The organism is Streptomyces sp. NPDC050509, assembly GCF_044457965.1.
GTDB lineage: Bacteria > Actinomycetota > Actinomycetes > Streptomycetales > Streptomycetaceae > Streptomyces.
The window spans coordinates 14764-37054 of record NZ_JBITHL010000007.1 but is presented as its reverse complement, the minus strand read 5'-3'; the positions used below and the strand labels follow the sequence as shown (position 1 = coordinate 37054).

General features: G+C 73.8%; 17 protein-coding genes. 11 read left to right on the top strand and 6 right to left on the bottom strand.

The window, feature by feature from the left end:
* Positions 1-278: 278 nt before the first annotated feature.
* Positions 279-1067: a polyprenol monophosphomannose synthase gene (locus tag ACIBJC_RS20515; RefSeq protein WP_399294355.1), complete on the top strand. Its 789-nt coding sequence runs from the start codon at positions 279-281 to the stop codon at positions 1065-1067.
* Positions 1068-1149: 82 nt separating this feature from the next.
* Positions 1150-1731 (top strand): FxsA family membrane protein, encoded by a 582-nt coding sequence (gene fxsA / locus ACIBJC_RS20510; RefSeq protein WP_399294354.1) that lies wholly within the window; start codon positions 1150-1152, stop codon positions 1729-1731.
* A 109-nt stretch (positions 1732-1840) separates the two neighbouring features.
* Here the strand turns inward: fxsA and ACIBJC_RS20505 are convergent, their stop codons facing one another.
* From ACIBJC_RS20505 to ACIBJC_RS20490, 4 genes are all read right to left on the bottom strand, one after another.
* Positions 1841-2215, bottom strand: coding sequence for an RNA polymerase-binding protein RbpA (locus tag ACIBJC_RS20505; RefSeq protein WP_003959706.1), 375 nt, complete (start codon positions 2213-2215; stop codon positions 1841-1843).
* A gap of 264 nt (positions 2216-2479) precedes the next feature.
* Positions 2480-3826, bottom strand: coding sequence for an MFS transporter (locus ACIBJC_RS20500; RefSeq protein WP_399294351.1), 1347 nt, complete (start codon positions 3824-3826; stop codon positions 2480-2482).
* A gap of 61 nt (positions 3827-3887) precedes the next feature.
* Positions 3888-4667, bottom strand: coding sequence for a glycerophosphodiester phosphodiesterase (locus ACIBJC_RS20495; protein WP_399294348.1), 780 nt, complete (start codon positions 4665-4667; stop codon positions 3888-3890).
* On the bottom strand, positions 4664-5332 hold the full coding sequence (locus ACIBJC_RS20490; protein ID WP_399294345.1) for a YitT family protein: 669 nt from the start codon (positions 5330-5332) through the stop codon (positions 4664-4666). Before ACIBJC_RS20490 ends, ACIBJC_RS20495 begins: the two co-directional genes overlap by 4 nt.
* 100 nt (positions 5333-5432) lie before the next feature.
* Here ACIBJC_RS20490 and ACIBJC_RS20485 point away from each other — a divergent pair, with 100 nt between their 5' ends.
* Positions 5433-6932 (top strand): PLP-dependent aminotransferase family protein, encoded by a 1500-nt coding sequence (locus tag ACIBJC_RS20485; RefSeq protein WP_399294342.1) that lies wholly within the window; start codon positions 5433-5435, stop codon positions 6930-6932.
* Positions 6933-6972: 40 nt separating this feature from the next.
* Here the strand turns inward: ACIBJC_RS20485 and ACIBJC_RS20480 are convergent, their stop codons facing one another.
* Both ACIBJC_RS20480 and ACIBJC_RS20475 read right to left on the bottom strand, forming a co-directional pair.
* Positions 6973-8565 (bottom strand): hypothetical protein, encoded by a 1593-nt coding sequence (locus ACIBJC_RS20480; protein WP_399294340.1) that lies wholly within the window; start codon positions 8563-8565, stop codon positions 6973-6975.
* A gap of 38 nt (positions 8566-8603) precedes the next feature.
* A complete protein-coding gene (locus tag ACIBJC_RS20475) occupies positions 8604-8798 on the bottom strand; it encodes a hypothetical protein (protein ID WP_114627688.1) in 195 nt (64 codons plus the stop codon).
* A 233-nt stretch (positions 8799-9031) separates the two neighbouring features.
* Here ACIBJC_RS20475 and ACIBJC_RS20470 point away from each other — a divergent pair, with 233 nt between their 5' ends.
* From ACIBJC_RS20470 to ACIBJC_RS20435, 8 genes are all read left to right on the top strand, one after another.
* The gene (locus ACIBJC_RS20470) at positions 9032-9424 is read left to right on the top strand and encodes an ankyrin repeat domain-containing protein (protein ID WP_399294336.1); all 393 of its coding nucleotides are present in this window, start codon (positions 9032-9034) and stop codon (positions 9422-9424) included.
* A gap of 294 nt (positions 9425-9718) precedes the next feature.
* Entirely contained in the window at positions 9719-11137 is a 1419-nt protein-coding gene (locus ACIBJC_RS20465) for a HEAT repeat domain-containing protein (RefSeq protein ID WP_399294333.1), read from the top strand.
* A 164-nt stretch (positions 11138-11301) separates the two neighbouring features.
* Positions 11302-12420 carry a glycosyltransferase family 4 protein gene (locus ACIBJC_RS20460; protein WP_399294331.1) on the top strand — a complete coding sequence of 373 codons (1119 nt, stop codon included), beginning with the start codon at positions 11302-11304 and terminating at the stop codon, positions 12418-12420.
* Positions 12417-13583 (top strand): glycosyltransferase, encoded by a 1167-nt coding sequence (locus ACIBJC_RS20455; protein ID WP_399294328.1) that lies wholly within the window; start codon positions 12417-12419, stop codon positions 13581-13583. The genes ACIBJC_RS20460 and ACIBJC_RS20455 overlap by 4 nt, the downstream gene beginning before the upstream one ends.
* Positions 13580-14524: an SGNH/GDSL hydrolase family protein gene (locus tag ACIBJC_RS20450; RefSeq protein WP_399294325.1), complete on the top strand. Its 945-nt coding sequence runs from the start codon at positions 13580-13582 to the stop codon at positions 14522-14524. The genes ACIBJC_RS20455 and ACIBJC_RS20450 overlap by 4 nt, the downstream gene beginning before the upstream one ends.
* A gap of 66 nt (positions 14525-14590) precedes the next feature.
* Complete coding sequence (locus tag ACIBJC_RS20445) at positions 14591-16135, top strand: hypothetical protein (protein WP_399294322.1); 1545 nt, start codon at positions 14591-14593, stop codon at positions 16133-16135.
* A gap of 285 nt (positions 16136-16420) precedes the next feature.
* Entirely contained in the window at positions 16421-17344 is a 924-nt protein-coding gene (locus tag ACIBJC_RS20440; protein WP_399294319.1) for a hypothetical protein, read from the top strand.
* Between the two features lie 68 nt (positions 17345-17412).
* Positions 17413-22266, top strand: coding sequence for a hypothetical protein (locus tag ACIBJC_RS20435; protein ID WP_399294316.1), 4854 nt, complete (start codon positions 17413-17415; stop codon positions 22264-22266).
* Positions 22267-22291 lie beyond the last annotated feature (25 nt).

Here is a 22291-nt window from a genome sequence, read left to right as displayed (position 1 = left end):
AGGTGTGACCCGGACGGGGCCCCGGCGTTCAGTAGACAACGGCTTTCGGTCGATCCGCAGCCAGCGGGTCCCAGGTCGGCCCGAAGGACGCCGGGTCCCGGTCCGCAGTGCGTGCCCCGTGCGTTCACGCTCGGGTGCGGGGCATCGGTTCGGCGGTTCCTTCCGTCATCTCCGGACATCACCGGTCAACTCGTCCGACACCGGGCCCCCGTCGTGCTCGGAGGCCCCTGTCCGCTCGCTAAGCTGAGGCGTCTGCGTACGGCGATGAAGGGGCAGCAGTGAACGACGGTGGCCAGAGGCGGTACGGCCCGCTCGGTACAGCCTTGGTGATCATCCCGACCTTCAACGAGGCCGAGAACATCACGCCGATCGTCTCCCGCGTGCGCGCCGCGGTACCGGCGGCCGACATCCTCATCGCCGACGACAACAGCCCCGACGGCACCGGCAAGATCGCCGACGAGCTGGCGGCCGGGGACAGCCAGGTCAAGGTGTTGCACCGCAAGGGCAAGGAAGGGCTCGGCGCCGCCTATCTGGCCGGATTCCGCTGGGGCATGGAGCACGGCTACGGAGTCCTCGTCGAGATGGACGCCGACGGCTCCCACCAGCCCGAGGAACTGCCCCGTCTGCTGACCGCGCTCAAGGGCGCCGATCTCGTGCTCGGTTCGCGCTGGGTGCCGGGCGGGCGCGTCGTCAACTGGCCCAGGACCCGGCAGATGATCTCCCGGGGCGGCAGCACCTACTCACGGGTCCTGCTCGGCGTCCCGTTCCGTGACGTCACCGGCGGCTACCGGGCCTTCCGCAAGGAGACCCTGGAAGAGATCGGTCTGGACGACGTCTCCTCCCAGGGCTACTGCTTCCAGGTCGATCTGGCCCGCCGCGCTGCCGAGGCGGGCTGCCATGTGGTCGAGGTGCCCATCACCTTCGTCGAGCGTGAACTGGGCGATTCCAAGATGAGCAAGGACATCCTGGTCGAGGCGCTCTGGCGGGTCACCGCCTGGGGCGTCGAGTCCCGGGCGAACCGGCTGCTGGGCCGCAAACCCGCCGGACCGTCCGGCCCCGCGGCCTGACCTTCCCGCCGTCCGGGTCCTCATGATCGTCAGGGCCCGCCCCCGTACGCCGTAACGGTGCGCGCCCAGGCACACTGGAAGCATGACGACCGCGCAATCGCCCCGGCCCGTTCCCAAGCGCTCACGCGCCCGCACCCTCGTCCCCCTCGCCGTAGCCGTCTGGCTGGTGCTGGAGATCTGGCTGCTGACCGTGGTGGCGGAGGCCGCCGGCGGCTTCCTTGTCCTGCTGCTGCTCGTGGGCGCGGTCGTGCTCGGCGCCGTCGTGATGAAGAGCGCCGGGCGCCGCGCGTTCCGGAACCTCACCGAGACCCTGCAGCGGCAGCAGAACCCCGGAGCCGCCGCGCCCGAGGAGGCCACCGGCTCCACCGGCAACGGCTTCCTCATGCTCGGCGGCCTGCTGATCATGCTCCCCGGGCTGATCACCGACGTACTGGGCCTGCTGCTGCTCCTGCCGCCCGTACGGACGACGCTCGGCCGGTACGCGGAACGGTCGCTGGAGCGCCGTATGCGCGCGGCGGGTCCTGGCACCCTCGGCGACGCCTTCCAGCAGGCCCGGATGCGTCAGCCCGACGGCAAGGTCGTGCAGGGCGAGGTCATCAAGGAGGACGGTACGCCGGCGCCGCGCCCCGAGGACGAGGGCCCGCGCCCGCCGCTGACCCCCTGACCGTACGCACCTGGCGACAACACGCCGCGGGCCGCGTCACACAGTTCGTGTGACGCGGCCCGCGGCGTGTGCTGTTGTGCGCTTGTCGTGTGCGGCGCGTTCTACGGGGTCAGGCGGACTTCCGGCTGTCCCGAGGGTGCACAGCGATGTTCATGGCGCCGGAGCGCAGGACCGCCAGCCTCTCGGCCAGCACTTCCTCCAACTCCTCGCGTGTGCGCCGCTCCATGAGCATGTCCCAGTGCGTGCGCGCAGGCTTGCCCTTCTTCTCTTCGGGGCCATCCCCGTCCACCAGGAGTGCCTGGGCGCCACACGCCTTGCACTCCCACTCCGGCGGAATTTCCGCCTCTACCGAGAACGGCATCTCAAATCGATGGCCGTTCTGGCATGCGTACTCCACCGCCTGGCGCGGGGCCAGATCGATGCCGCGGTCCGTCTCGTAGCTGGTCACCACGAGTCGCGTGCCGCGGAGAGCTCGCTCACTCATGAATCGTGCCTCCCGGGCTTGTCGCCCACAGGACAGGTGTCGCTGTCGTCGTCATCCGGTCAACGTTCGGTCGGCGGTAAAGATTCCCGTTGCGGGTCGTGCCTCGTCCGTCGTGCCGCTGCTTATCAAGGGTTGCGTACCCACCGGCGCCCGGTTTGTCACATCTCACAGGAGATGTCACCCAGCGATTTCATTGGGCGAGTACGCAGTAACGGTCCGCCTGGCAGGCCAAACGCGTACACTACCGCCCTTTCACTTCAACGCCTAAATCCGGTCCGGTACGGGGTTCCCCGCGGCGGCGATCGCCGCCTTGACCGGCACCCGCGCCAGCAGCACGGATCCGATCACGAAGAAGACCACCAGCGAGATGATCGCATCCCGGTAGCTCCCGGTGAGCTGGAACGCGAGGCCGAACACCAGCGGCCCCAGCCAGCTCAGCCCCCGGTCGCTCATCTCGTACGCGGAGAAGTACTCGGCCTCCTTGCCGCTCGGCACCAGATGGGAGAAGAGCGAGCGGGACAGCGCCTGGCTGCCGCCCAGGACCAGACCGATCGCCGCGGCCATCAGATAGAACGCGACCGGCACCCCGGCGGGCAGGAAGTACCCCGCCGCGAGGATCAGCGTCCAGACGGCCAGCGAGCCCAGGATGACGCGTTTGGCCCCGTACACCCGGGCCATCCGGCCCATCCCCAGCGCGCCGGCCACCGCCAGGATCTGGACCAGCAGCACGGCGGTGATCAGAGTCGTCTGATCCAGGCCCAGCTCCTCCGAGCCGTAGATCGACGCCTGGGAGATCACCGTCTGGATGCCGTCGTTGTAGATCAGATACGCGAGCAGGAAGGAGAGCGTCAGCGGATGGCGGCGCATGTCCCGCAGCGTGGCCATGAGCTGCCGCCAGCCGGTGCCCACCGCCCCCTCGCCGCTCCGCTCCACCGCGCGGTCGCGCAGCCGCCGCAGCGGTACGAGCGTGAAGGCACCCCACCAGAGCCCCGCCGAGGCCAGACAGATCCGTACCGCCGTCGACTCGGAGACGCCGAAGCTGTCGTGCCCGGTGTAGAGCACCAGATTGAGGACGAGGACCAGCGCGCCCGAGGTGTAGCCGAAGGCCCAGCCCCGCGAGGAGACCGCGTCGCGCTCGTCCGGCTCCGCGATCTGCGGCAGATACGCGTTGTAGAGCACCATCGAGACCGCGAGCGCGGCGTTCGCCACGACCAGCAGCAGCGCGCCCAGCAGATAGCGGTCCCCGTCGAGGAAGAACATGCAGGTCGTGGCCGTCGCCCCGACGTACGCCGCCGCCGCGAGCAGCGGCTTCTTGCGCCCCGTACGGTCCGCCACCGCGCCCACCAGCGGCATCACCAGCACCGCCACCACGATCGAGACGGAGACCGCGTACGCGAAGAGCGAGCCCGCGCGCACCGGAACGCCCAGCGGATGGACGAAGCCCTCGGCGTCGGCGGCGTTCTTCGCCACCGACGTCAGATAGGGGCCGAGGAAGACGGTGAGCACGCTCGTCGAATAGACCGAGCACGCGAAATCGTAGAAGTACCAGCCGTGCTGCTCACGCCTGAGGGAGCTCGCCCCGTCGGCCCGTTCCACCGTGTCAGCGGTCACCCGCGCTGCCTCGCTCTCCCCGTGCGGACGCCGCACCCGGCCGCCGGTGCCCACACGAGCACTACTGCCAGGCTCCCCGTGCGGTCAACACCGAGCGCAGCGTTTCCAGTTGATCAGTCATGATGCCATCCACGCCGAGATCGACAAGCGCTTCCATCCGCGCGGGATCGTTGACCGTCCAGACATGGACCTGAAGGCCCCGGGCGTGCGCCGTTCGTACGAAGCGCTCGTCCACCACCCGCACGCCGTACTGCGCCTCGGGGACCTGCGCGCACACGGCGCCGCCACGCACCGGGACGGGGATCCCGTACGAGCGCAGCCGCAGGGCCGTCACGCCCCGTACCCCGTACGAGGTGGCGAGACGGGGGCCCGCGAGGCCGGCCGCGCGGGCCACCCTGGCCTCGGAGAACGAGCCGACACACACCCGGTCCCAGCTCCCGGTCGCGCGGATCAGCTCGACCAGCGGGGCCAGGGCGGGCGCCGCTTTGATGTCCACGTTCCAGCGGGCCTCGGGGAACTCCTCCAGCAGCTCGGCGAAGAGCGGCAGCGGTTCACGGCCCGCCACCCTGGCCCGGCGCACCTCGTGCCACGGCAGCTCCGCGATGGCGCCCCGGGCATCGGTCACCCGGTCCAGCGCCGGATCGTGGAAGGCGACGAGTCGGCCGTCCGAGGTGGCGTGCACATCGGTCTCGAAATAGCGGTAGCCGAGGCCGGCCGCCCGGCGGAACGCGGCGGCCGTGTTCTCCAGGCCGTCCGCGGCGCCGCCGCGATGGGCGAAGGGGATGGGGCCAGGACGGCCCGCGCCGGCCCGGACCAGATAGGGGTGGAGTTCGCGCGTCACCGCCGCAGTATGGCGCCTTCCGGTGACCCGGTGGCGACCACCGCGGGGCCGTTGTCCGCCGCGGGGATGGCGAAGACCCGCAGGAAGAGCTGGGCCAGGGGCCCGATGGCCAGCGCGTACGCCACCGTACCGATGCCCACCGAGCCGCCGAGGGCGAACCCGGTGGCGACGACGGCCACCTCGATCGCCGTACGGACCAGCCGCACCGAGCGGCCCGTCAGCCGGTGCAGCCCGGTCATCAGACCGTCCCGCGGACCCGGACCGAACCGGGCCGCGATGTAGAGCCCGGTGGCCGCCCCGTTGAGCACGATCCCGGCGACCAGCAGCGCGATCCTGGCGGGCAGCCCGTGCGCCTCGGGGACCAGGGCGAGCGTCGCGTCGATCGCCAGCCCCACGGCGAAGACGTTGGAGACCGTGCCCAGCCCCGGCCGCTGCCTGATCGGTATCCAGAGCAGCAGCACGGCCGCCCCCACGATGATCGCGACGACCCCCATGGAGAGCCCGGTCAGCTCGGCGAGCCCCTGGTGCAGCACGCCCCACGGCTCCAGCCCCAGGCCCCCGCGCACCAGCAGTGCCGCACTCGCGCCGTACAGCGCGAGACCCGCGTAGAGCTGGCAGAGCCGACGGGGCAGATGGGGGGTCCGGAGACCGGAGGTGATGGACACGATGCCGTCCCTTGATGCAATGGTGGACTGATGCATGCCACTCTGTGGTGGGTAAGCAGAGGGCAACCAGGTCCAATTCCGGGAAGGTGGACTGATTTCCATGGTGCAGTGGACCTCGGCGGTCGGAGCGCCTCAACTCGCCCGGCAGCTCCAAGCCCAGCAGCCCCGGCCCGCCGGCCCCGGCAGCCGCCGCCCGCCCGCCTACCGGGCGCTCGCCGACGGCATCCGGTTGCTCGTCCTCGAAGGCCGCGTCGCCGTCGCCGCCCGCCTCCCCGCCGAACGTGAACTGGCGCTCGCCCTCTCAGTGAGCCGTACGACCGTGGCCGCCGCCTACGAGGCGCTGCGCGCCGAGGGCTTCCTGGAGTCCCGCAGGGGCGCGGGAAGCTGGACGGCCGTACCGGCGGGGCACCCGCTGCCCGCGCGCGGCCTCGAACCCCTGCCGCCCGAGTCGCTCGGCTCCGTCATCGACCTCGGCACGGCCGCGCTGCCGGCCCCCGAGCCCTGGCTCACCCGGGGCGTCCAAGGGGCGCTGGAGGAACTGGCGCCGTACGCCCACACCCACGGCGACTACCCGGCGGGACTCCCGGCCCTGCGCCAGATGCTCGCCGACCGCTACACGGCGCTGGGCGTGCCGACCATGCCCGAACAGATCATGGTCACCACCGGCGCCATGGGCGCGATCGACGCGATCTGCCATCTCTTCGCGGGCCGCGGCGAACGGATCGCCGTGGAGTCGCCCAGCTACGCCAACATCCTCCAGCTCATGCGCGAGGCGGGCGCCCGGCTGGTGCCCGTCGCCATGGCCGAGGGGCTGACCGGCTGGGACCTCGGCCGCTGGCGCCAGGTGCTGCGGGACGCGGCGCCCCGGCTCGCCTACGTCGTCGCCGACTTCCACAACCCGACGGGCGCGCTGGCCGACGAGGACCAGCGGCGCGGGCTCGTCGACGCGGCGCGCTCGGCGGGCACCGTCCTGGTCGTCGACGAGACCATGTCCGAGCTGCGCCTCGACCCGGAGGTGGCCATGCCACGCCGGGTCTGCGCCTTCGACCCGGCGGGCAGTACGGTCCTCACCGTCGGCTCCGCCAGCAAGGCCTTCTGGGCGGGGATGCGGATCGGCTGGGTGCGCGCCGCCCCCGATGTCATCCGCTCCCTGGTCTCGGCGCGCGCCTACGCCGACCTGGGCACCCCGGTGCTGGAACAGCTCGCCGTCAACTGGCTGATGCGGACCGGCGGCTGGGAGGAGGCCGTCGCGCTGCGCCGCGCCCAGGCGCGCGACAACCGGGACGCGCTGGTGGCGGCGGTGCGCGAGCAACTGCCCGGCTGGCAGTTCGACGTACCGCACGGCGGGCTGACCCTCTGGGTGCGCACCGGCGGGCTCTCCGGCTCCCGGCTGGCCGAGATGGGCGAGCGGGTCGGGGTACGGGTGCCCTCGGGGCCCCGCTTCGGGGTCGACGGGGCGTTCGAGGGGTACGTACGGCTGCCGTTCACCGTCGGCGGCCCGGTCGCCGTGGAGGCCGCGGCCCGGCTGGCGGCGGCGGCACGCCTGGTGGAGACGGGCGCGGCCACGGGCACCGACGCGCCGCGCACCTTCGTCGCCTGACGGCGGGCGCGGTCATCCCTCGGCGGCCACCGGGGTGCGGTCATCCCTCGGCGGTCACCGGCGCGGGAACCTGCCCGGCGGCGCGCTCCGGCTCCTGCCCGGGCACCCGCTCGTACGCCTGCCGGGTGTCCTGCCGGGGCGGCAGCAGATCCAGCACGGCGCGCCGGTGCGCCTCGCCCGTCGCCTCGTCGTACGGGTCGGGCGTGGCCGGGACCTGGAGCCTGAGCACCGGGGCCGTGCCGAGCCGTGCGTACCCCCGGCCGGGCGGGACGTCCGGCGTGGGCGTGGTGTGCGGCGGTACCCCGAGCACCGCCTCCACCTGCGCGGGCGTGGCGGGCCCGAGGACGACCCGGGCGCGGGTGTGCGCCGTCACGTCCTGGCTCAGCGTGTCCAGGGCGTCGAGGTGTTCGGCGACGACGACCGTGACCCGGGCGGCCCGGCCGTGCCGCAGCGGCACCTGGAGGAGGTCCTGAGGATCGGTCCTTCCTGCGGCCGCCGCGAGATGGCCGAAGACGCCCGGCCGGTCGCACAGGATCCACAGCGGACGACGGGTGTCCTCCGGGTCGGGGTGCCCGGACTGGCGGGCGCGGTTGGCGTCGATCAGCCGCCGTTCGGTCTCGCGCGCGGCCCATTCGAGGCCGGCGAGCGCCCCGGCGAGCCCGCACTCCACGGCGAGCACGCCCCTGCGCCCGGCCAGAGCGGCGAACTCGCCGGTCCCGCTGCCGTCCACGACCAGGATGTCGCCGTACGGCAGGGCCTGGAGCGCGAGCGAGCGCAGCAGACCGGTGGCGCCGCTGCCGGGACGGCCCACGACCAGCAGATGCGGTTCGGTGGAGCGCGGCCCGGTCCGCCAGACCACCGGCGGCGCGTCCCGGTGGCCGGTGCCCGTCGTCACGGGCACGGTGCGCGGCACCGCGCCGTCGTCGGTGAAGCCGAGGACGCTCTCGCCCGGCGCCGTGACGAAACGCTGGGCGGCGATGTCGGTGGGGAGCGGGGGCAGGACCGTCATCAGCAGCCGGTTGCCCTCCTCGTCCCAGTCGAAGAGATACTCGCGCCCGCGCCCGGACTTGGCGTGCAGAAGCTGCTCGATCCGGGCGCGCTCGGCGGGCTCGCCGTCGGGGAAGTAGGGCGGGTAGGTCACCTGGAGCCGGGTGAGCCGTCCGCCGCTGTCGAAGGCGTGGTCGGCGAACGCGGTGCTCCACGCGCCGCCGTGGGTGAAGAGCGGGCTCGGGTCCTCGGCCACGGCGAAGTGCGGTACGAGCGCCTCGTAGAGGGACTGGAGGCGCCGTACCTCCGCTTCGTCGGGCCCGGTCGGCACGGGCGGGCGGTCCCGTCCCTTCCATCCGGCCACGCCCATCACCGTGATCAGGGTCAGCAGCGGCCCGTACGGGACGAGGGCGAGCAGCAGGAGGCAGGCGGCGGTCAGGAACAGCGCGGGACCGCGCCGCTCCTTGGGCATGCCCGTCCATCGCCGGCGCCCCGAGGCGGCCATCGTCCGCAGTCCGCGGACGATCGTGATCAGTGGATGGAGCACGTCGGTGGCGCCGTCCGCGGCCGTGCGGGCCATCTCCCGCCCGCGTGCGATCCGGTCGCCGCCGCTGGGCAGCAGGTGGGTGAGGGGGAGCCGGGCCACGTCTGTCTCCTGTGGGGTGCGGAAGGGATGGGCGGGCGTCAGAACTTGATCCCGCCCAGGAGGCCGGCGAGGCTGGCGCCGCCGGCCGTGATGCTCGGGGCGATGGCGGTTCCCGCGAGGTAGAAGCCGAAGAGCGCGCAGACGATCGCGTGCGACGCCTTGAGTCCGTCCTTCCGGAAGAAGAGGAAGACGATGATTCCGAGCAGTACGACGCCGGACATGGACAGAATCATGAGCACTCTCCTGGTTTGTGGGGACAGTCACCATGAGTTCTTCCAGGATCACGAAAAGTATCTATGCGATAAAAGGTGCAAATGAGTGAAATGTGAAGTATTTCACTGCACTGGCTCATGTCGGGCAACCACCCCGCCCCCGGACTGTCCGGACTCTCCGCTTCCTCTTACGGCTCCGGGCAGTAACCTGTCGGTTCATTCCGCACAGACACTCCGGAAGGCGGTCCCCACCGATGAGTGAAACCCCCGACCCCCAGGTGATCGAACTGGCCACGAAGGTCTTCGATCTGGCCCGGACGGGCGAGGCCGAGACGCTCGCCGCCTACGTCGACGCCGGTGTGCCCGCCAACCTCACCAACGACCGGGGCGACTCCCTCCTCATGCTCGCCGCCTACCACGGCCACCTGGCGGCCGTCGAGGCCCTCCTCGCCCGTGGCGCCGAGGCAGGCAGGGTCAACGACCGCGGTCAGACCCCGCTCGCGGGCGCCGTCTTCAAGGGCGAGGACGAGATCATCCGCGCCCTGCTGGCCGGGGGAGCGGATCCGGCCGACGGCAACCCCTCCGCGGTGGATACCGCGCGCATGTTCGGGAAGACGGATCTTCTGGAGCTGTTCGGGGCCCGGTGACCGTCGTGACGGACAGCGTCGTAAATGTGGTCGCGGTGGCGAAATGGCTGGGTCATCATGACGACGGGCCCACGGAGGGCCACCGACGAGAGGCAGGACAGATGGTCTGCGTTAGGCAGAAGACGACAACGGACGGCCGATCATGTTGCCGCACCGTCTAGAGCCCCTCCCGGCAATGCCTGCCCCCGACGAGGCAGAGCTTGCTGGAAGAGGCATGCGGACGTGGTCAGGTCCGAGAGGGCTTCGGCACCACACCCCCCGGTTGCGTCGACAGCTTGATGTGAGGCTTTCCCCATGTTCGATCCAGTCATAGCGCCGAGCGGCACGCTGCTCGGCCTGCTGCAGAGGGGCCGTGGCGACGGCACACTGCACGCGCTCGCCGCGCCCCGCGCAGAGGCGCTCGCCGCCCTCAACCACTGCGTGCTGAACGACCCGCGCCACGACTGGCAGGTCGAGAACCGCTCGCTGTACTACGCCCGTCTCTATCTCGACATCCATGGCGGTCTCGAAGCGATCGAAGACCACCTCTTCCGCGCCGACGACCACGTCGACACCGACGAGTCACGGACCGGGCTCTCGCTCGCCGTCCTCGGCCACCTCGCCTCCTACGGCCGGCACGACGCGCTCGACCTGCTCAGGCGCTACACCGCGACCGGCACCAACTGGGCCTGGGCACTGGACGAACTGGCGCTGCGCGACGACGACACGGGCCTGCGCGCCCTCGCCGACCCCGTCCTCGCCCGGTTCCCCGTCACCCCCGACGGCAACGCCGAACTGGCGTCCACCGTGCGCGACGCCTTCGAGCCCCGGCCCTGGCGGCTCTGGGCCGACGACCCGCGCCCCACGGTCGGCGCCCGCATCAGAGCCGCCGGCGAACAGGGCTCCTTCGACCGCTGGCAGCGCCAGATGCGGCCGAGCGGACCCCGCCCCGGCTGGAGCGTCCAGGCCGTCTTCGACTGGGCCCAGCAGGGGCTGGAACGCGGCACCGAACTCCACCTGCCCGCGGCCCGCTGTCTCACCGCCGTCGCGGGACCCGGCGACCGCCCGCTGATCGTCGAAGCGGCCCGCAACGGCCCCGGCGGGGCGCGCTGCGCCGCGCTCCACTACCTGGCCGAGGCCCGTGACCCGGCCGTGCTCGACCTGATCGAGGCGGCGGCAGGCGACCCGCACCGCGCCGTCGCCGACGCCGCGGTCGCCGCCTTCGAGCGGATGTGCGGCGACGAGGCCGTCGACCGGGCCCGGGGCTGGATCCACCGGCCTGACCCCCTCGGCGCGTCCGCCGCCGGCGTCCTCGCCTGCCGCGGCGGTACGAAGGACACCCCGCTGGTCCTCGGCGCCCTGCGCGAGACCGTACGCGCCGAAGGCCCCGACTCCCCCCGGCTGTGGACCCTCGTCGACGGCACCGGCCGCCTCGGCATCGTCTGCGCCGCGCCCGTACTGCGCCATGTCTACCGCGAGACCGCGTCCTCCCAGCTCCGGGGCCGCGCGGCGCGGGCACTCGCCGCCACCGACCCCTCGTACGCCACCGGATTCGCCGTCGAATGCCTGTGGGACTGCGAGGAGACCACCCGGGAGATCGCCGCGCTGCACGCCGAGACCGGCGACGTACGGGTGGCCGACCGGCTGCGGCGACTGGCCGCCGACCCGGCCGAGGAGGCCGAGGTCCAGACCGCCGTACGCAACCGGATGGGCCCGGACGCGGCGGCCCGGTGAACACGCCGTAACACCTGGACGTGGTGTGAGGGCGCCCCTCACACCACGTCCGGCGTGGCTCCGGCAGGTGCGGGGAACGCCCCGCTTCCAATGCTCACAGGACGTTCCCCACGCGGAAAGATCCACGTTGGCAGGGACACGCTCGGTACGACGACAACACGGATATGCGTGTCGTCATCGTCACCGAATCCTTCCCGCCCGACGTCAACGGCGTGGCCCACTGCGCCCTCCAGACCGCCCGGCACCTCGCCGCGCGCGGTCACGACCCCCTCGTCATCGCCCCGTCCGTCGCCGGCGACGACGAGACCGACACACCGTGCCCCGTGGTACGGGTGCCCTCCCTGCCGCTGCCCGGCTATCCACAGGTCCGCGTGGCCCTGCCCAGCCGCCGGATCGCCGCCGCCATCACCGCGCACCGCGCCGACCTCGTCCACCTCGCGAGCCCCTTCGTCCTCGGCGTACGCGGCATGACGGCCGCCGCCCGCCTCGGCGTCCCCGCCATCGCCGTCTACCAGACCGACCTGGCCGGCTACGCCCGTACGTACGTGGGCGCCGGCGAGGCCGCCGCCTGGCGCCGCCTCAAGGCCGTGCACACCGCGGCCGACCGCACCCTCGCACCGTCCAGCGCCGCCGTCGCCGACCTCGCCGAACACGGCATACCGCGGGTCAGCCTCTGGCCGCGGGGCGTGGACACCGTACGGTTCCGGCCCGAACTGCGCGACGAGGCGCTACGGCGCCGGCTCGCCCCCGACGGCGAACTGATCGTCGGCTACGTCGGACGGCTCGCCGCCGAGAAGCACGTCGAACTCCTCGCGGGCGTCTGCGCACTGCCCGGCGTCCGCGTCGTGATCGTCGGCGACGGACCCAGCGAGACCTCCCTGCGCACCGTCCTGCCCGGCGCGGTCTTCCTCGGCCGCACCACCGGCGAGGCGCTGGCCAGGACCTTCGCCTCCTTCGACCTCTTCGCGCACACCGGCCCCTACGAGACCTTCTGCCAGACCGTCCAGGAGGCCATGGCCAGCGGCGTCCCGGTGATCGCACCCGCCGCCGGCGGACCCCTCGACCTCGTGGACCACGGCCGTACGGGCCTCCTCGTCACCCCGCACGACACGGACGCCGTCACCGGGGCCGTCCGCGAACTCGCCCACGCGCCCGCCCTCCGCGCCGCCTACGGGCGGGCCGGGCGCGCCGCGGTCGAGGACCGGACCTGGGCCGCCGTCGGGGACCAGCTCCTCGGCCACTACGCCGAGGTGCTCGGCGCGCGTACGGCGGTGGTCGCGTGAGCGCCCTGCGGATCGTACGGCTCGCCAACTTCGTCACCCCGTCCTCCGGCGGACTGCGCACCGCCCTGCACGCGCTGGGCAGCGGCTACCGCGCGGCCGGACACGAACCGGTACTGATCGTGCCCGGGGAACGCGCGTCCGACGAGGACACCGAACAGGGCAGGGTGATCACCCTGCCAGGACCCGAACTGCCCGGCACCGGCGGCTACCGCGTCCTGGCGGCGCGGCGCCGGCTGCGCGAGGTGCTCGAAGAGATCGCGCCCGACCGGCTCGAAGTCTCCGACCGGACCACCCTGCGCTGGACCGGCGAGTGGGCCAGGCGCCACCGGATCCCGTCCGTGATGGTCTCCCACGAGACCGCCGACGGGGTGCTGCGCACCTGGGGCGTGCCCGGAGCCGCGGCCGGCCGCGCCGCCGACCGGCTCAACACGCGCAGCGCCTGGGCGTACTCACGGATCGTCTGCACCACCGAGTGGGCGGAGCGCGAGTTCCTGCGGATCGGCGCCCGCAACGTGGTGCGCGCGCCGCTCGGCGTGGACCTGGACCGCTGCCGGCCGCAGCGCCGCGACCCGGCCCTGCGCGCCCGCTACGCCCGGGGCGGCGCGCAGGGCGTACTCCTCGTCCTCGGATCCCGGCTGTCCGTCGAGAAGCGCCCCGGCGCGGCACTCGACACACTGGCGGAGCTGCGGCGCCGAGGAGTACGGGCCTCGCTGGTCGTCGCGGGTGAGGGACCGCTGCGCGCCGCCCTGACCCGCAGGGCCAGGGCACAGGGGCTGCCCGCGGTCTTCCTCGGCCATGTCGGCGACCGCGCCGCGATGGCCGGCCTCCAGGCGTCGGCCGACATCTGCCTGGCACCCGGCCCCGCCGAGACCTTCGGCCTCGCGGCCCTGGAGGCGCTCGCCTGCGGCACCCCGGTCGTCGCGAGCGCGTCGTCCGCGCTGCCCGAGGTGATCGGCGACGCGGGCCGGGCGGCGGCCGACGACGCCCCGTCCTTCGCGGACGCCGTCGAGGACCTGCTGGCCCGCCCGGAGGACACCCGTCGCGCGTCCGCCCGCGCGCGGGCGGAACTGTTCGGCTGGGACACGGCGGTGGCGGCCTTCCTGGCGGCGCACGACGCCCGGCCCGTGGCCTCCGCCCCGCGCCCGGACGGGACACCCCGATGACGCCGCGGCCGAGACCCGCCCCGGCGCCCACCTCCCTGGAGGCGGTGCCGTCCCCGCGCCGCGGCGGCACCCTCACCCCGGCGGTCGCGCCCCCGCGGTTCGCCGCGCTCGGGGACTCCCTCACCGCCGGGATCGGCGACCCCGTGGACGGAGGCGACTGGCGCGGATGGGCCGCGCTGCTCGGCGGCACCCTGGGCGGCGGGGAGGACGGGACGCGGTTCCGGAACTTCGCCGTCAGCGGCGCCCTCACCCGCGACGTCGAGGAACGGCAGACCCCCGACGCCCTCGCCTTCGCGCCCGACATCGCCTCCGTCGTCGTCGGCGTCAACGACACGCTCCGCCGCGCCTTCGACATCCAGGACCTCGCCCCGCGCCTCGACCGCGTCTGCGCCGCCCTCGCCGGGCGCGGCACCGTCCTGCTCACCGCCTGTCTGCCCGACCCCGGCGCCATGCTCGGGCTGCCCGCACCGCTCGCCCGGCCGCTCGCCCGCCGGCAGCGGGCCCTCAACGCCGTCGTCCATGTCCTCGCGACCCGGTACGACACCGTCCACCTGCACCTGGCCGACACCGCCTGGGTCGCCGACCGGTCGCTGTGGAGCGCCGACCGGCTGCACCCGGGGGAGCGCGGCCACCGCATGATCGCCGCACGCTTCCATACGGCGCTCACCGCACAGGGGTTCGCCCTCGGCCCGCCGCCCGCCCTCGATCCCGACCGGCCGCCGCCCACCCGCGCGGAGTCACTGCGCTGGCTCGCCACCTCCGGCACCGGCTGGGTGGCCCGCCGCTGCCGCGACCTGCTGCCGGAACTGCTGAGACTGGCGGGTGACGAGATCACGCACCGGGCCCGCGGCAGCAGCGCCGGCCTCGACCTGAGGGCCGATCACGCCCTCTCCGGGGCGCTCGCCGCGCTCGCCGCCGCTCCGACGGGCAACGGGAATTGAACAGACAGTACGGGGGCGCTCTGCGTCGTTTCGACCGTTGTCAGTGCGAGGACATAATCTGTGCTCGTGACTTCGCCTGCCCCGACGGATTTCGTTCCGCCCCAGCTCAGCGCGGGGCCGCGGCCCGCCCAGGGCCCGGCCGCCGACGAAGGGCTCGCGCGGCGGCTGCGCGCGCTCGCCTGCACCGCGCCGCTGCACGACCTGGACACCCGTAAGGCCAATCTGGCGGGCGAGTACTCGGTGTACGCGATGGCGGAGGTCGCCCTCTCCGCCATCGACCTGGTCACGCTCAACATGGACTTCGACACCGGCGCCGACCACGAACAGATAGTGGCCAGACTCCTGCCCCGCATCGCCGCCCAGGCCCCCCGCCGCCCGGTCGCGGAGCACGAACGCGTCGCCCGCTGGGTCCTGGAGAACCTGATCAACGTGGGCAGCGTGGACCGCGGCTTCCGCGCCGTCTACGGCACGTTCGGCACGGACGGCGTCTACACCCGCAGGGACTACGACTTCAAGCTGGTCGAAGAGGTCCCGGGACCCGGCGGCAGCGTCTTCCTCCGTACGACCGACGAAGCGGTCAACGTCCTGGTCGGCGCCCTCGACACGGACGTCACCAGCGCCCAGATCGCCGCCGAGGTCAAGCTGGAGGTCCTGATCAGCCGGGGCAGGCTGGCCGACGCCCAACTCGCCGCGGAACAGGCCAGGTACCGGACCGTGCAGTACGCGGAGACGCTGCGCAGAACCCTGGAGGCGACCCGGCGCAACGTACGGGCCGTCGACTGGCTCCACGCCGTCCCCGACATGATCGACGAGGCGCTCGACCATGTCGCCGACCGGTACCGCCACGAGAACGCGATCCTGACGAACATCCGCAAGGCGCGCGACGAGGCGGAGACCGGCAACGACCCCAGGACGGCCGAACACAAACGACGCGCGGCCGAACTCGTCGACATCGTCAAGGACTGCATCCGCCGGCACACCCAGCTCCAGTCCCGCCTGCTGGAGGCGGGCCCCCTGTTCCGCGCGGAACAGGACCGCCAGGCATTCGCCCGGCCCACCGCCCACACCGGACTCGACCTGTACGGGCAACTTGTCGCCCCCCTGCTGCCGCTCCCGGTGGAGCAGGCGGGCCGGGTAACGGACGCCTTCTTCGCCCGCGGCACGGGACTGCGCACCCCGGCGTCCGTCCGGGTCGGCGACCTGATCGACCTGCTGCTGACCCCACCGGTGGAGCGCGAACACCTGGGCGCGGAGATGCCGGAACCGGACCTGATCGCGACCCCGGACGACAGCCGCTTCAGCGAGGAGCAGCTCGCGAGCGCGAAGGAACTGCTCACCCTCGAACCCGACGCGCCGCGCAGACTCTCCGGCCTCCTCGCGGAGGCCCGCCTGCGCGACCCCGAACTGCCCTACCTCGTCGCCCTCCTGGCCATCCACGCGGCCAGCCCCCCGGTGGGCACGGCCTACCGCCAGGGCGAGGAGCGCCTGCTCTTCGCGGTGGACGACGGCACCCCGCTCGACGACTGGGAGTTCGGCGGCGCGGACCTGATCGTGGGCACGGCACTGCTGGACGCGGCAGGCATGACGGCGGACCGCACGGAGGCGGCATGACCACGGCAGCACACTTACCGGCCGTTACCCGACCACCCACCTCGGTCCGTGCGGCGGACAAGCGAGCCCACCGGCGGGAGGGGGTCGGGGTCGGAGGAGGTGCGTGTCCGGACACTAAAGCGTGATTTGTGGCGCGTAGACGCCCGTCTCTCCTTACCAGAGCCGTACCGCGCCGTAAATCATGCCGTCCGGACATGTACCTCCGGAGGCCCCGGGCCCCGCACCCAGCCACGTACCCCAGCCGGACGGCGCACCCCCCCGCCCGCACAGAACAGGAGCCGCCCTGTGAGCGACTACACCGCCGAGCCTTCCGCCACGTGGCCCGACCCCACCGACCCGGACCCGGCCGAACCCTCCACGCCGAGCGCCGGCGCGGGCGCGAGCCGGACCGTCACCCCCGCCGACGCGGCCGACGCCGCCCGTCTCGTCTCCTTCGGGCTCCAGCCCAAGCTGCTGCCGGCCCGCGACGCCGAGTACACCGAGCTGCTCCGCCGCTACCGCGAGGACCCCGCCTTCGCCCGCGTCGCCGACGCCGTCGCCACCGGCTTCGGCCTCGTCGTCCTCGAAGTCTCCCCGCGCGCCGGCATGGCCGTCACCGCCGCCGAGGACTCCGTCTTCGCGGTCCGTATGGGCGACTACGCGCGCCGCGCCTCCACCGACTCCGCCGACCGCTTCCTGCACGGCCTCGCCCATCTCGCCGTAGCGGCTCTGGCCTTCCCCCGCCCCGAGGACCTCGCTGACGACGGATACATCGGCCGGATCACGGTCAACGGCGTCGACGCGTTCGTACGGCAGGCCTGCCGCCGTCTGGAGGAGCGCGCCGAGCGGGACGGGGAGAACACCGACCCGTCGACCGACGCCCCCGGCCTGGAAGCCGCCTGGCGGACCTACGCCCGGCGCAGCGCCACGGGCGCCACCAAGGACGCCCGCCGCCTGGCCGGGTCCACGACCGGCATCATCGGCAAGGCCGTCGCGTTCCTCACCGAATCCGGGTTCCTCCAGCGCACCGGCGACGACGCCGGAGGCGCCTACCGCACCACCGCCCGCTACCAGCTCCAGGTGCGTGACATGGCCGGCCACGCGGCCCTCACCGAACTGCTGGAGCTGGGCGTCGTGCCCGTCTCCGACGGCTCCGCCACCCTGCTGCCCCCGCCCGACGGCGACGACCTGGAACTGGCGGCCGACGCGGGCCTCCCCTTCCACGCCTGACCACCACCCACACCCACCCGTACCCGCCGCCACCCACGCCGCCGCCATCCACCAGACGAGAGTCCGCCATGTACGAGCTGTCCCGGGTCCGCCTCTACTCCATCGGCCCCGCCGGTGCGCGCTACGCCGACACCGTGCTCGACCTGCGCGGGGTGGGCGCCCCCGTACCCCACCCCGCGCCCACCCAGGCGGAGTTCTTCGAGGACGAACCGGTCGGCCCTCCGCGCCGCCCCGCCCCCGCGGGCGTTCTCTTCCTGGAGAACGGCGGCGGCAAGTCCGTCCTGCTCAAGCTGATCTTCTCGGTGATGCTGCCCGGACACCGCAACACCCTCGGCGGCGCCAGCTCCGGCGTGCTGCGCAAGTTCCTGCTCGCCGACGACTGCGGCCATGTCGCCCTGGAGTGGCAGCACACCCTCACCGGGGAACTCGTCGTCGTCGGCAAGGCCAGCGAGTGGCGCGGCCGGCAGGTCTCCAACGACCCGCGGAAGTTCGCCGAGGGCTGGTACTCCTTCCGGCCGGGCCCCGGACTCAGCCTCGACTCGCTGCCGGTCGCCGAGTCCACCGCCGTCCGGCCGCCCGTCGAGGGCGTCTCCGGCGCGCGGGGCAGGCGCCGCACGATGAAGGGCTTCCGGGACGCCATCACGGAGGCGGGCAAGTTCTATCCGCATCTCGACGTCCACTGGGAGGAGATCCACGACCGCTGGAACGAACACCTCGGCGAACTGGGCCTCGACCCCGAACTCTTCCGCTACCAGCGCGAGATGAACGCGGACGAGGGCGAGGCCGCCGGTCTCTTCGCCGTCAAGAAGGACTCCGACTTCACCGACCTCCTGCTGCGCGCCGTCACCGACACCCGGGACACCGACGGCCTCGCCGACCTCGTCGGAGGCTTCGGCAACAAGCTGGGCCGCCGCGCCGAACTCACCGCGGAGCGCGACTTCACCGCCGGTTCCGTCGATCTCCTCGGCCGGATCGTGGAGGCGACCGAGACCCGCGCCCGCGCCCGCGACGTCCACGCGGGCGCCGAGCGCAGGGCCCGTACGCTCGTCACGCGGCTCACCGCGCGCGCCGGTGAGGAGCGCGGCCGGGCCGCCGACCTCGCCCAGCAGGTCACCGCCGCCGCCCACACCGTGACCGAGGCCGAGCGGGCGCGTGGCCGCGGTGCGCTGATCACCGCCGAACTCGCCTACCGGCACGCCTCCCTGGCCCTCACCGCCGCGGAGAAGCGCGCCGCGGCCCAGCGCCGTGAGCTGACGGACGCCCGAACGCTCCACTCCGCCTGGCAGGCCGCCGAGAACGTGCTGCGCCACCGCGCGGCGGCCGACCGCTCCGCGCGCGTGGCCGTCGCGATCCGGGAGGCCGAGCGCGACGCCGCGCCCGCGCTGGCCGCCCGTGCCACCGCCGCCGCCGATCTCGTACGAGCGCTGCACGCCGCCGCGGAGGAGGGCGAGCGCCTCGCGAACGAGGAAGAGGAGCGCTCCGCCACCCTCCAGGAGACCGGCGAGGCCGCCCACCGCGACGCGACCGCCGCCGCCACCGACGCCCAGCGCGCCCGCAGCGAGGTGGGCCATCTGCGTCAGCGCCTCGCCGAGGTCGAGCAGGAGACCGCCGAGGCGGTACGGGCCGGCTGGCTCGACGACACCGCGCCCGACGCCGACCCGGCCCGCGCCGCGCTCGCTGCCAGCGAGTCCGAGAAGACCGCCGTCGCCCTCTGGGACACGGCCCGCGACTCCGCGCGTACGGCGGCGGAACAGGCACGGGAGGCGGCGTCCGCCGAATCCCGTGCCGAACTGGCCGCCGCGCGCGCCGCCGACGCCGCGCGGGCCGCGGAGCGGTCCTACGACACCGAGCGCCGCGCCGCCGAGTCGATCGCCGGGGACGAACGCCTCGCCGAACTGCTCAGCCTGCCCACGACAGCCGCGGCCCTGACCACGTCGCGGGCCGGGCTCCCCGGGCAGCGCACCGGCACGGATCCGGAGCACGACGGGAAGCCGAACGGCGCCGCGAACGGCGCGCAGAACGGCCCGGCGGCCCGCGGGCGGCAGTCGCCCCCGCCGCCCGCCGAAGGCCCGCCGCCCGCCGAAGGCCCCCTGAGCCCCGAGGACCTGGACCGGTACGCCGACGAACTGCGCGAACTGCTCGACCAGGGCGTCACCTCCGCCGAGCGGCACCTCTTCGAGCTGCGGACCGCCGCCGCCGACGACGCGCGGATCCTCGGCGCCCTCGGCGACGGCGGGCTGCTGCCGCCGGGCCCCGACGTACTGGCCACCGTCGAATTCCTCGGCGAACACGGCATCCCCGCCCTGCCCGGCTGGCGCTATCTCGCCCAGGCCGTCGACCCCGCCGACCACTCCGCCGTCCTGGCCGCCCGGCCCGAACTGGTCGACGGCGTCGTGATCACCGACCCCGACTCGCACGCCCGCGCCCGGGAAGCGCTCGCCGGCGCCGCGCTGCTGCCGCGCTCCACGGTCGCCGTCGGCACCGCCGCCGCGCTGCTGGCCCCGGTGCCCGCGCCCGGCGCGGACGACGCCGCCGCCGACAGCGGGGTGTACGGCGTCTTCCTCGTACCGCCGAACCCGGCCATGCACGACGAACACGCCGCCGACGAGGAGCGGCAGACGCTGCGCGCCCGCGCCGCCGCCCGCGACGAAAAGATCCGTACCCTCGCCGCCCGGCTGACCGGCGACCGCTCGCTGGCCGCCCGGCTCGGCTCCTGGCGCGCCGACTGCCCGCCCGGAATGCTCACCGAACTGTCCGCGGCGGCGGCCACGGCCCGGGAGAGCGCGGAGTCCGCCGAGGCCACCCTCACCGAGGCGCGTACGGTACGGGCCGAGGCGGACGAGGTCGCCGCCGACACCGCCCGGATCCGCGACGAACGCCAGGAGACCGCCCAGCGCGCCCGCCGGGCCGCCGACGTGCTCTCCGGACTGGCGTTCCGGCTCCGGGAGCGCTCCGGCTGGCAGGCCAAGCTCCGGGAACTGGCCGACGACGCCGCCGAGTACGAGGCGCGCGCGGCCGTCTGCCTGGAGCGGGCCCGCGCCGCCGACGAGGACCGCAGGGCCGCCCAGCGCGCGGGCGACGACGCCCGCCGTACCGCGCGCGCCCTGCGCGCCGAGCGCGCCGAGATCGCCGGCGCCCCGGAGACGATCCCCGAGGCGGCGCCGGACGCCCCGCGCGCCGCACTGCCCGCCCTGCGCGAGGCGTACCGGGCGGCCTCCCAGTTGTACGAGAAGGTGGGCGTCGGCGCCGATCTCCGCGCCGAACAGGCCCGCGCGGAGAGCGACGAGAGCGCCGCGCTCGCCGAACTGGACCGGCTCACCAACAAGGTCCGCACCCGCGCCGCCCAGCTCCTCGAATCCACCGACGGAGCCGACGGCCCGTCCCGGCAGGCCGCCGCCGCCCGCGCCGAGTCCCTGGTCCAGATGCTGGAGTCACGCGCCTCGGCCGCCAGCGAGCAACTGGGCCGGTTCCGCGGCGAGGCCGAACGCCTGGCCCCCGCCGACGGCGACACCCACACCGAACTCCCCGAGGACCGGGTCCCCGCCGACGCCGAGCAGGCCCAGGCCCTGCTCCGTACGGCCACCACCGAACTGGCCGTACGGACCGACGCGCTGGAGACCGCGCGGACCGCGCACGGCGAACTGCTGTACACGCACCGCGCCACCGAGGAGGCGGCGGGCGGCTTCGACGAGACGGCGGCCCTCCTGCGCGACCTGCTGCGCGGCGCCGTCACCGAGGAGACCGACCCCGAGGAGGCGCCGCGCCCGCCGGAGCCGTACCCGGGCACGCTGGAGGAGGCCCGCCACTCGGCGTCGGAGGCCCGCCGCTCGCTGCGCGGCTGCGCGACCGAGCTCTCCGCGGCGGAGGCGGGCGTACGGGAGACGTGCGACGTGCTCGTACGGCACGCCAACTCCACCCGGTACGAGCAGGTACGCACCCCCGCCAGGCAGCAGATCCGTGAGCTGCCCGCGTCCGCGCTGCCCGAGCACGCGGCGGCGTGGGCGCAGGCGTTCGCGCCCCGGCTGCGGGTGCTGACCGACGAGCTGGCGCAGTTGGAGCGCAACCGTGACTCCATCGTCGACCGGCTGCGCGGACTGGTGGAGTCCGCGCTGACGACGCTCCGTTCGGCCCAGCGGCTCTCCCGGCTGCCCGAGGGGCTGGGGGAGTGGTCGGGCCAGGAGTTCCTGCGGATCCGCTTCGAGGAGCCGGACCGCGCGACGCTCACCGAGCGGCTGGGCGAGGTCATCGACGAGGCGACCCGCGCCGCCCTCAAGAAGAACTCCGACCTCCGCAGGGACGGCATGTCCCTGCTGCTGCGCGGTGTGCAGGCGGCGCTGGAACCCAAGGGCATCGCCGTCGAGATCCTCAAGCCCGACGCCGTACTGCGCGCCGAGCGCGTCCCCGTAGGACAGATGGGCGACGTCTTCTCCGGCGGGCAGCTCCTGACCGCCGCGATCGCCCTGTACTGCACGATGGCCGCGCTGCGCAGCAACGACCGCGGGCGCGACAAGCACCGGCACGCGGGCACGCTCTTCCTCGACAACCCGATCGGCCGCGCCAACGCCACGTACCTGCTGGAACTCCAGCGCGCGGTCTCGGACGCGCTGGGCGTGCAGCTCCTGTACACCACGGGTCTCTTCGACACGACGGCGCTCGCCGAGTTCCCGCTGGTCATCAGGTTGCGCAACGACGCGGATCTGCGCGCCGGGCTGAAGTACATCAGCGTGGAGGAGCATCTGCGCCCGGGGCTGCCGCAGCAGGACCCGGACGGCGAGCCCGTGCACGGCGAGATCACCGCGACCCGCATGTTCAAACGAACCCCGGATCCCGCAGCCCCGGACTCCGCCTCCGCCTCCGTCTCGATCCCGGCCCCGGCGGGGAGCCCGGACGACCCGGCGCCGCACCCCGTGACGGAGCCGTAACGGCCCGCGGGCGGTCAGCACGCCG

What these genes read in the sequence shown, in the direction of transcription:
- fxsA (WP_399294354.1), top strand. Translation starts at nt 1,150, where the DNA reads ATGACGACCGCGCAATCGCCCCGGCCCGTTCCCAAGCGCTCACGCGCC.
- ACIBJC_RS20505 (WP_003959706.1), bottom strand. Translation starts at nt 2,215, where the DNA reads ATGAGTGAGCGAGCTCTCCGCGGCACGCGACTCGTGGTGACCAGCTAC.
- ACIBJC_RS20485 (WP_399294342.1), top strand. Translation starts at nt 5,433, where the DNA reads ATGGTGCAGTGGACCTCGGCGGTCGGAGCGCCTCAACTCGCCCGGCAG.
- ACIBJC_RS20475 (WP_114627688.1), bottom strand. Translation starts at nt 8,798, where the DNA reads ATGATTCTGTCCATGTCCGGCGTCGTACTGCTCGGAATCATCGTCTTC.
- ACIBJC_RS20470 (WP_399294336.1), top strand. Translation starts at nt 9,032, where the DNA reads ATGAGTGAAACCCCCGACCCCCAGGTGATCGAACTGGCCACGAAGGTC.
- ACIBJC_RS20465 (WP_399294333.1), top strand. Translation starts at nt 9,719, where the DNA reads ATGTTCGATCCAGTCATAGCGCCGAGCGGCACGCTGCTCGGCCTGCTG.
- ACIBJC_RS20460 (WP_399294331.1), top strand. Translation starts at nt 11,302, where the DNA reads ATGCGTGTCGTCATCGTCACCGAATCCTTCCCGCCCGACGTCAACGGC.
- ACIBJC_RS20450 (WP_399294325.1), top strand. Translation starts at nt 13,580, where the DNA reads ATGACGCCGCGGCCGAGACCCGCCCCGGCGCCCACCTCCCTGGAGGCG.
- ACIBJC_RS20435 (WP_399294316.1), top strand. Translation starts at nt 17,413, where the DNA reads ATGTACGAGCTGTCCCGGGTCCGCCTCTACTCCATCGGCCCCGCCGGT.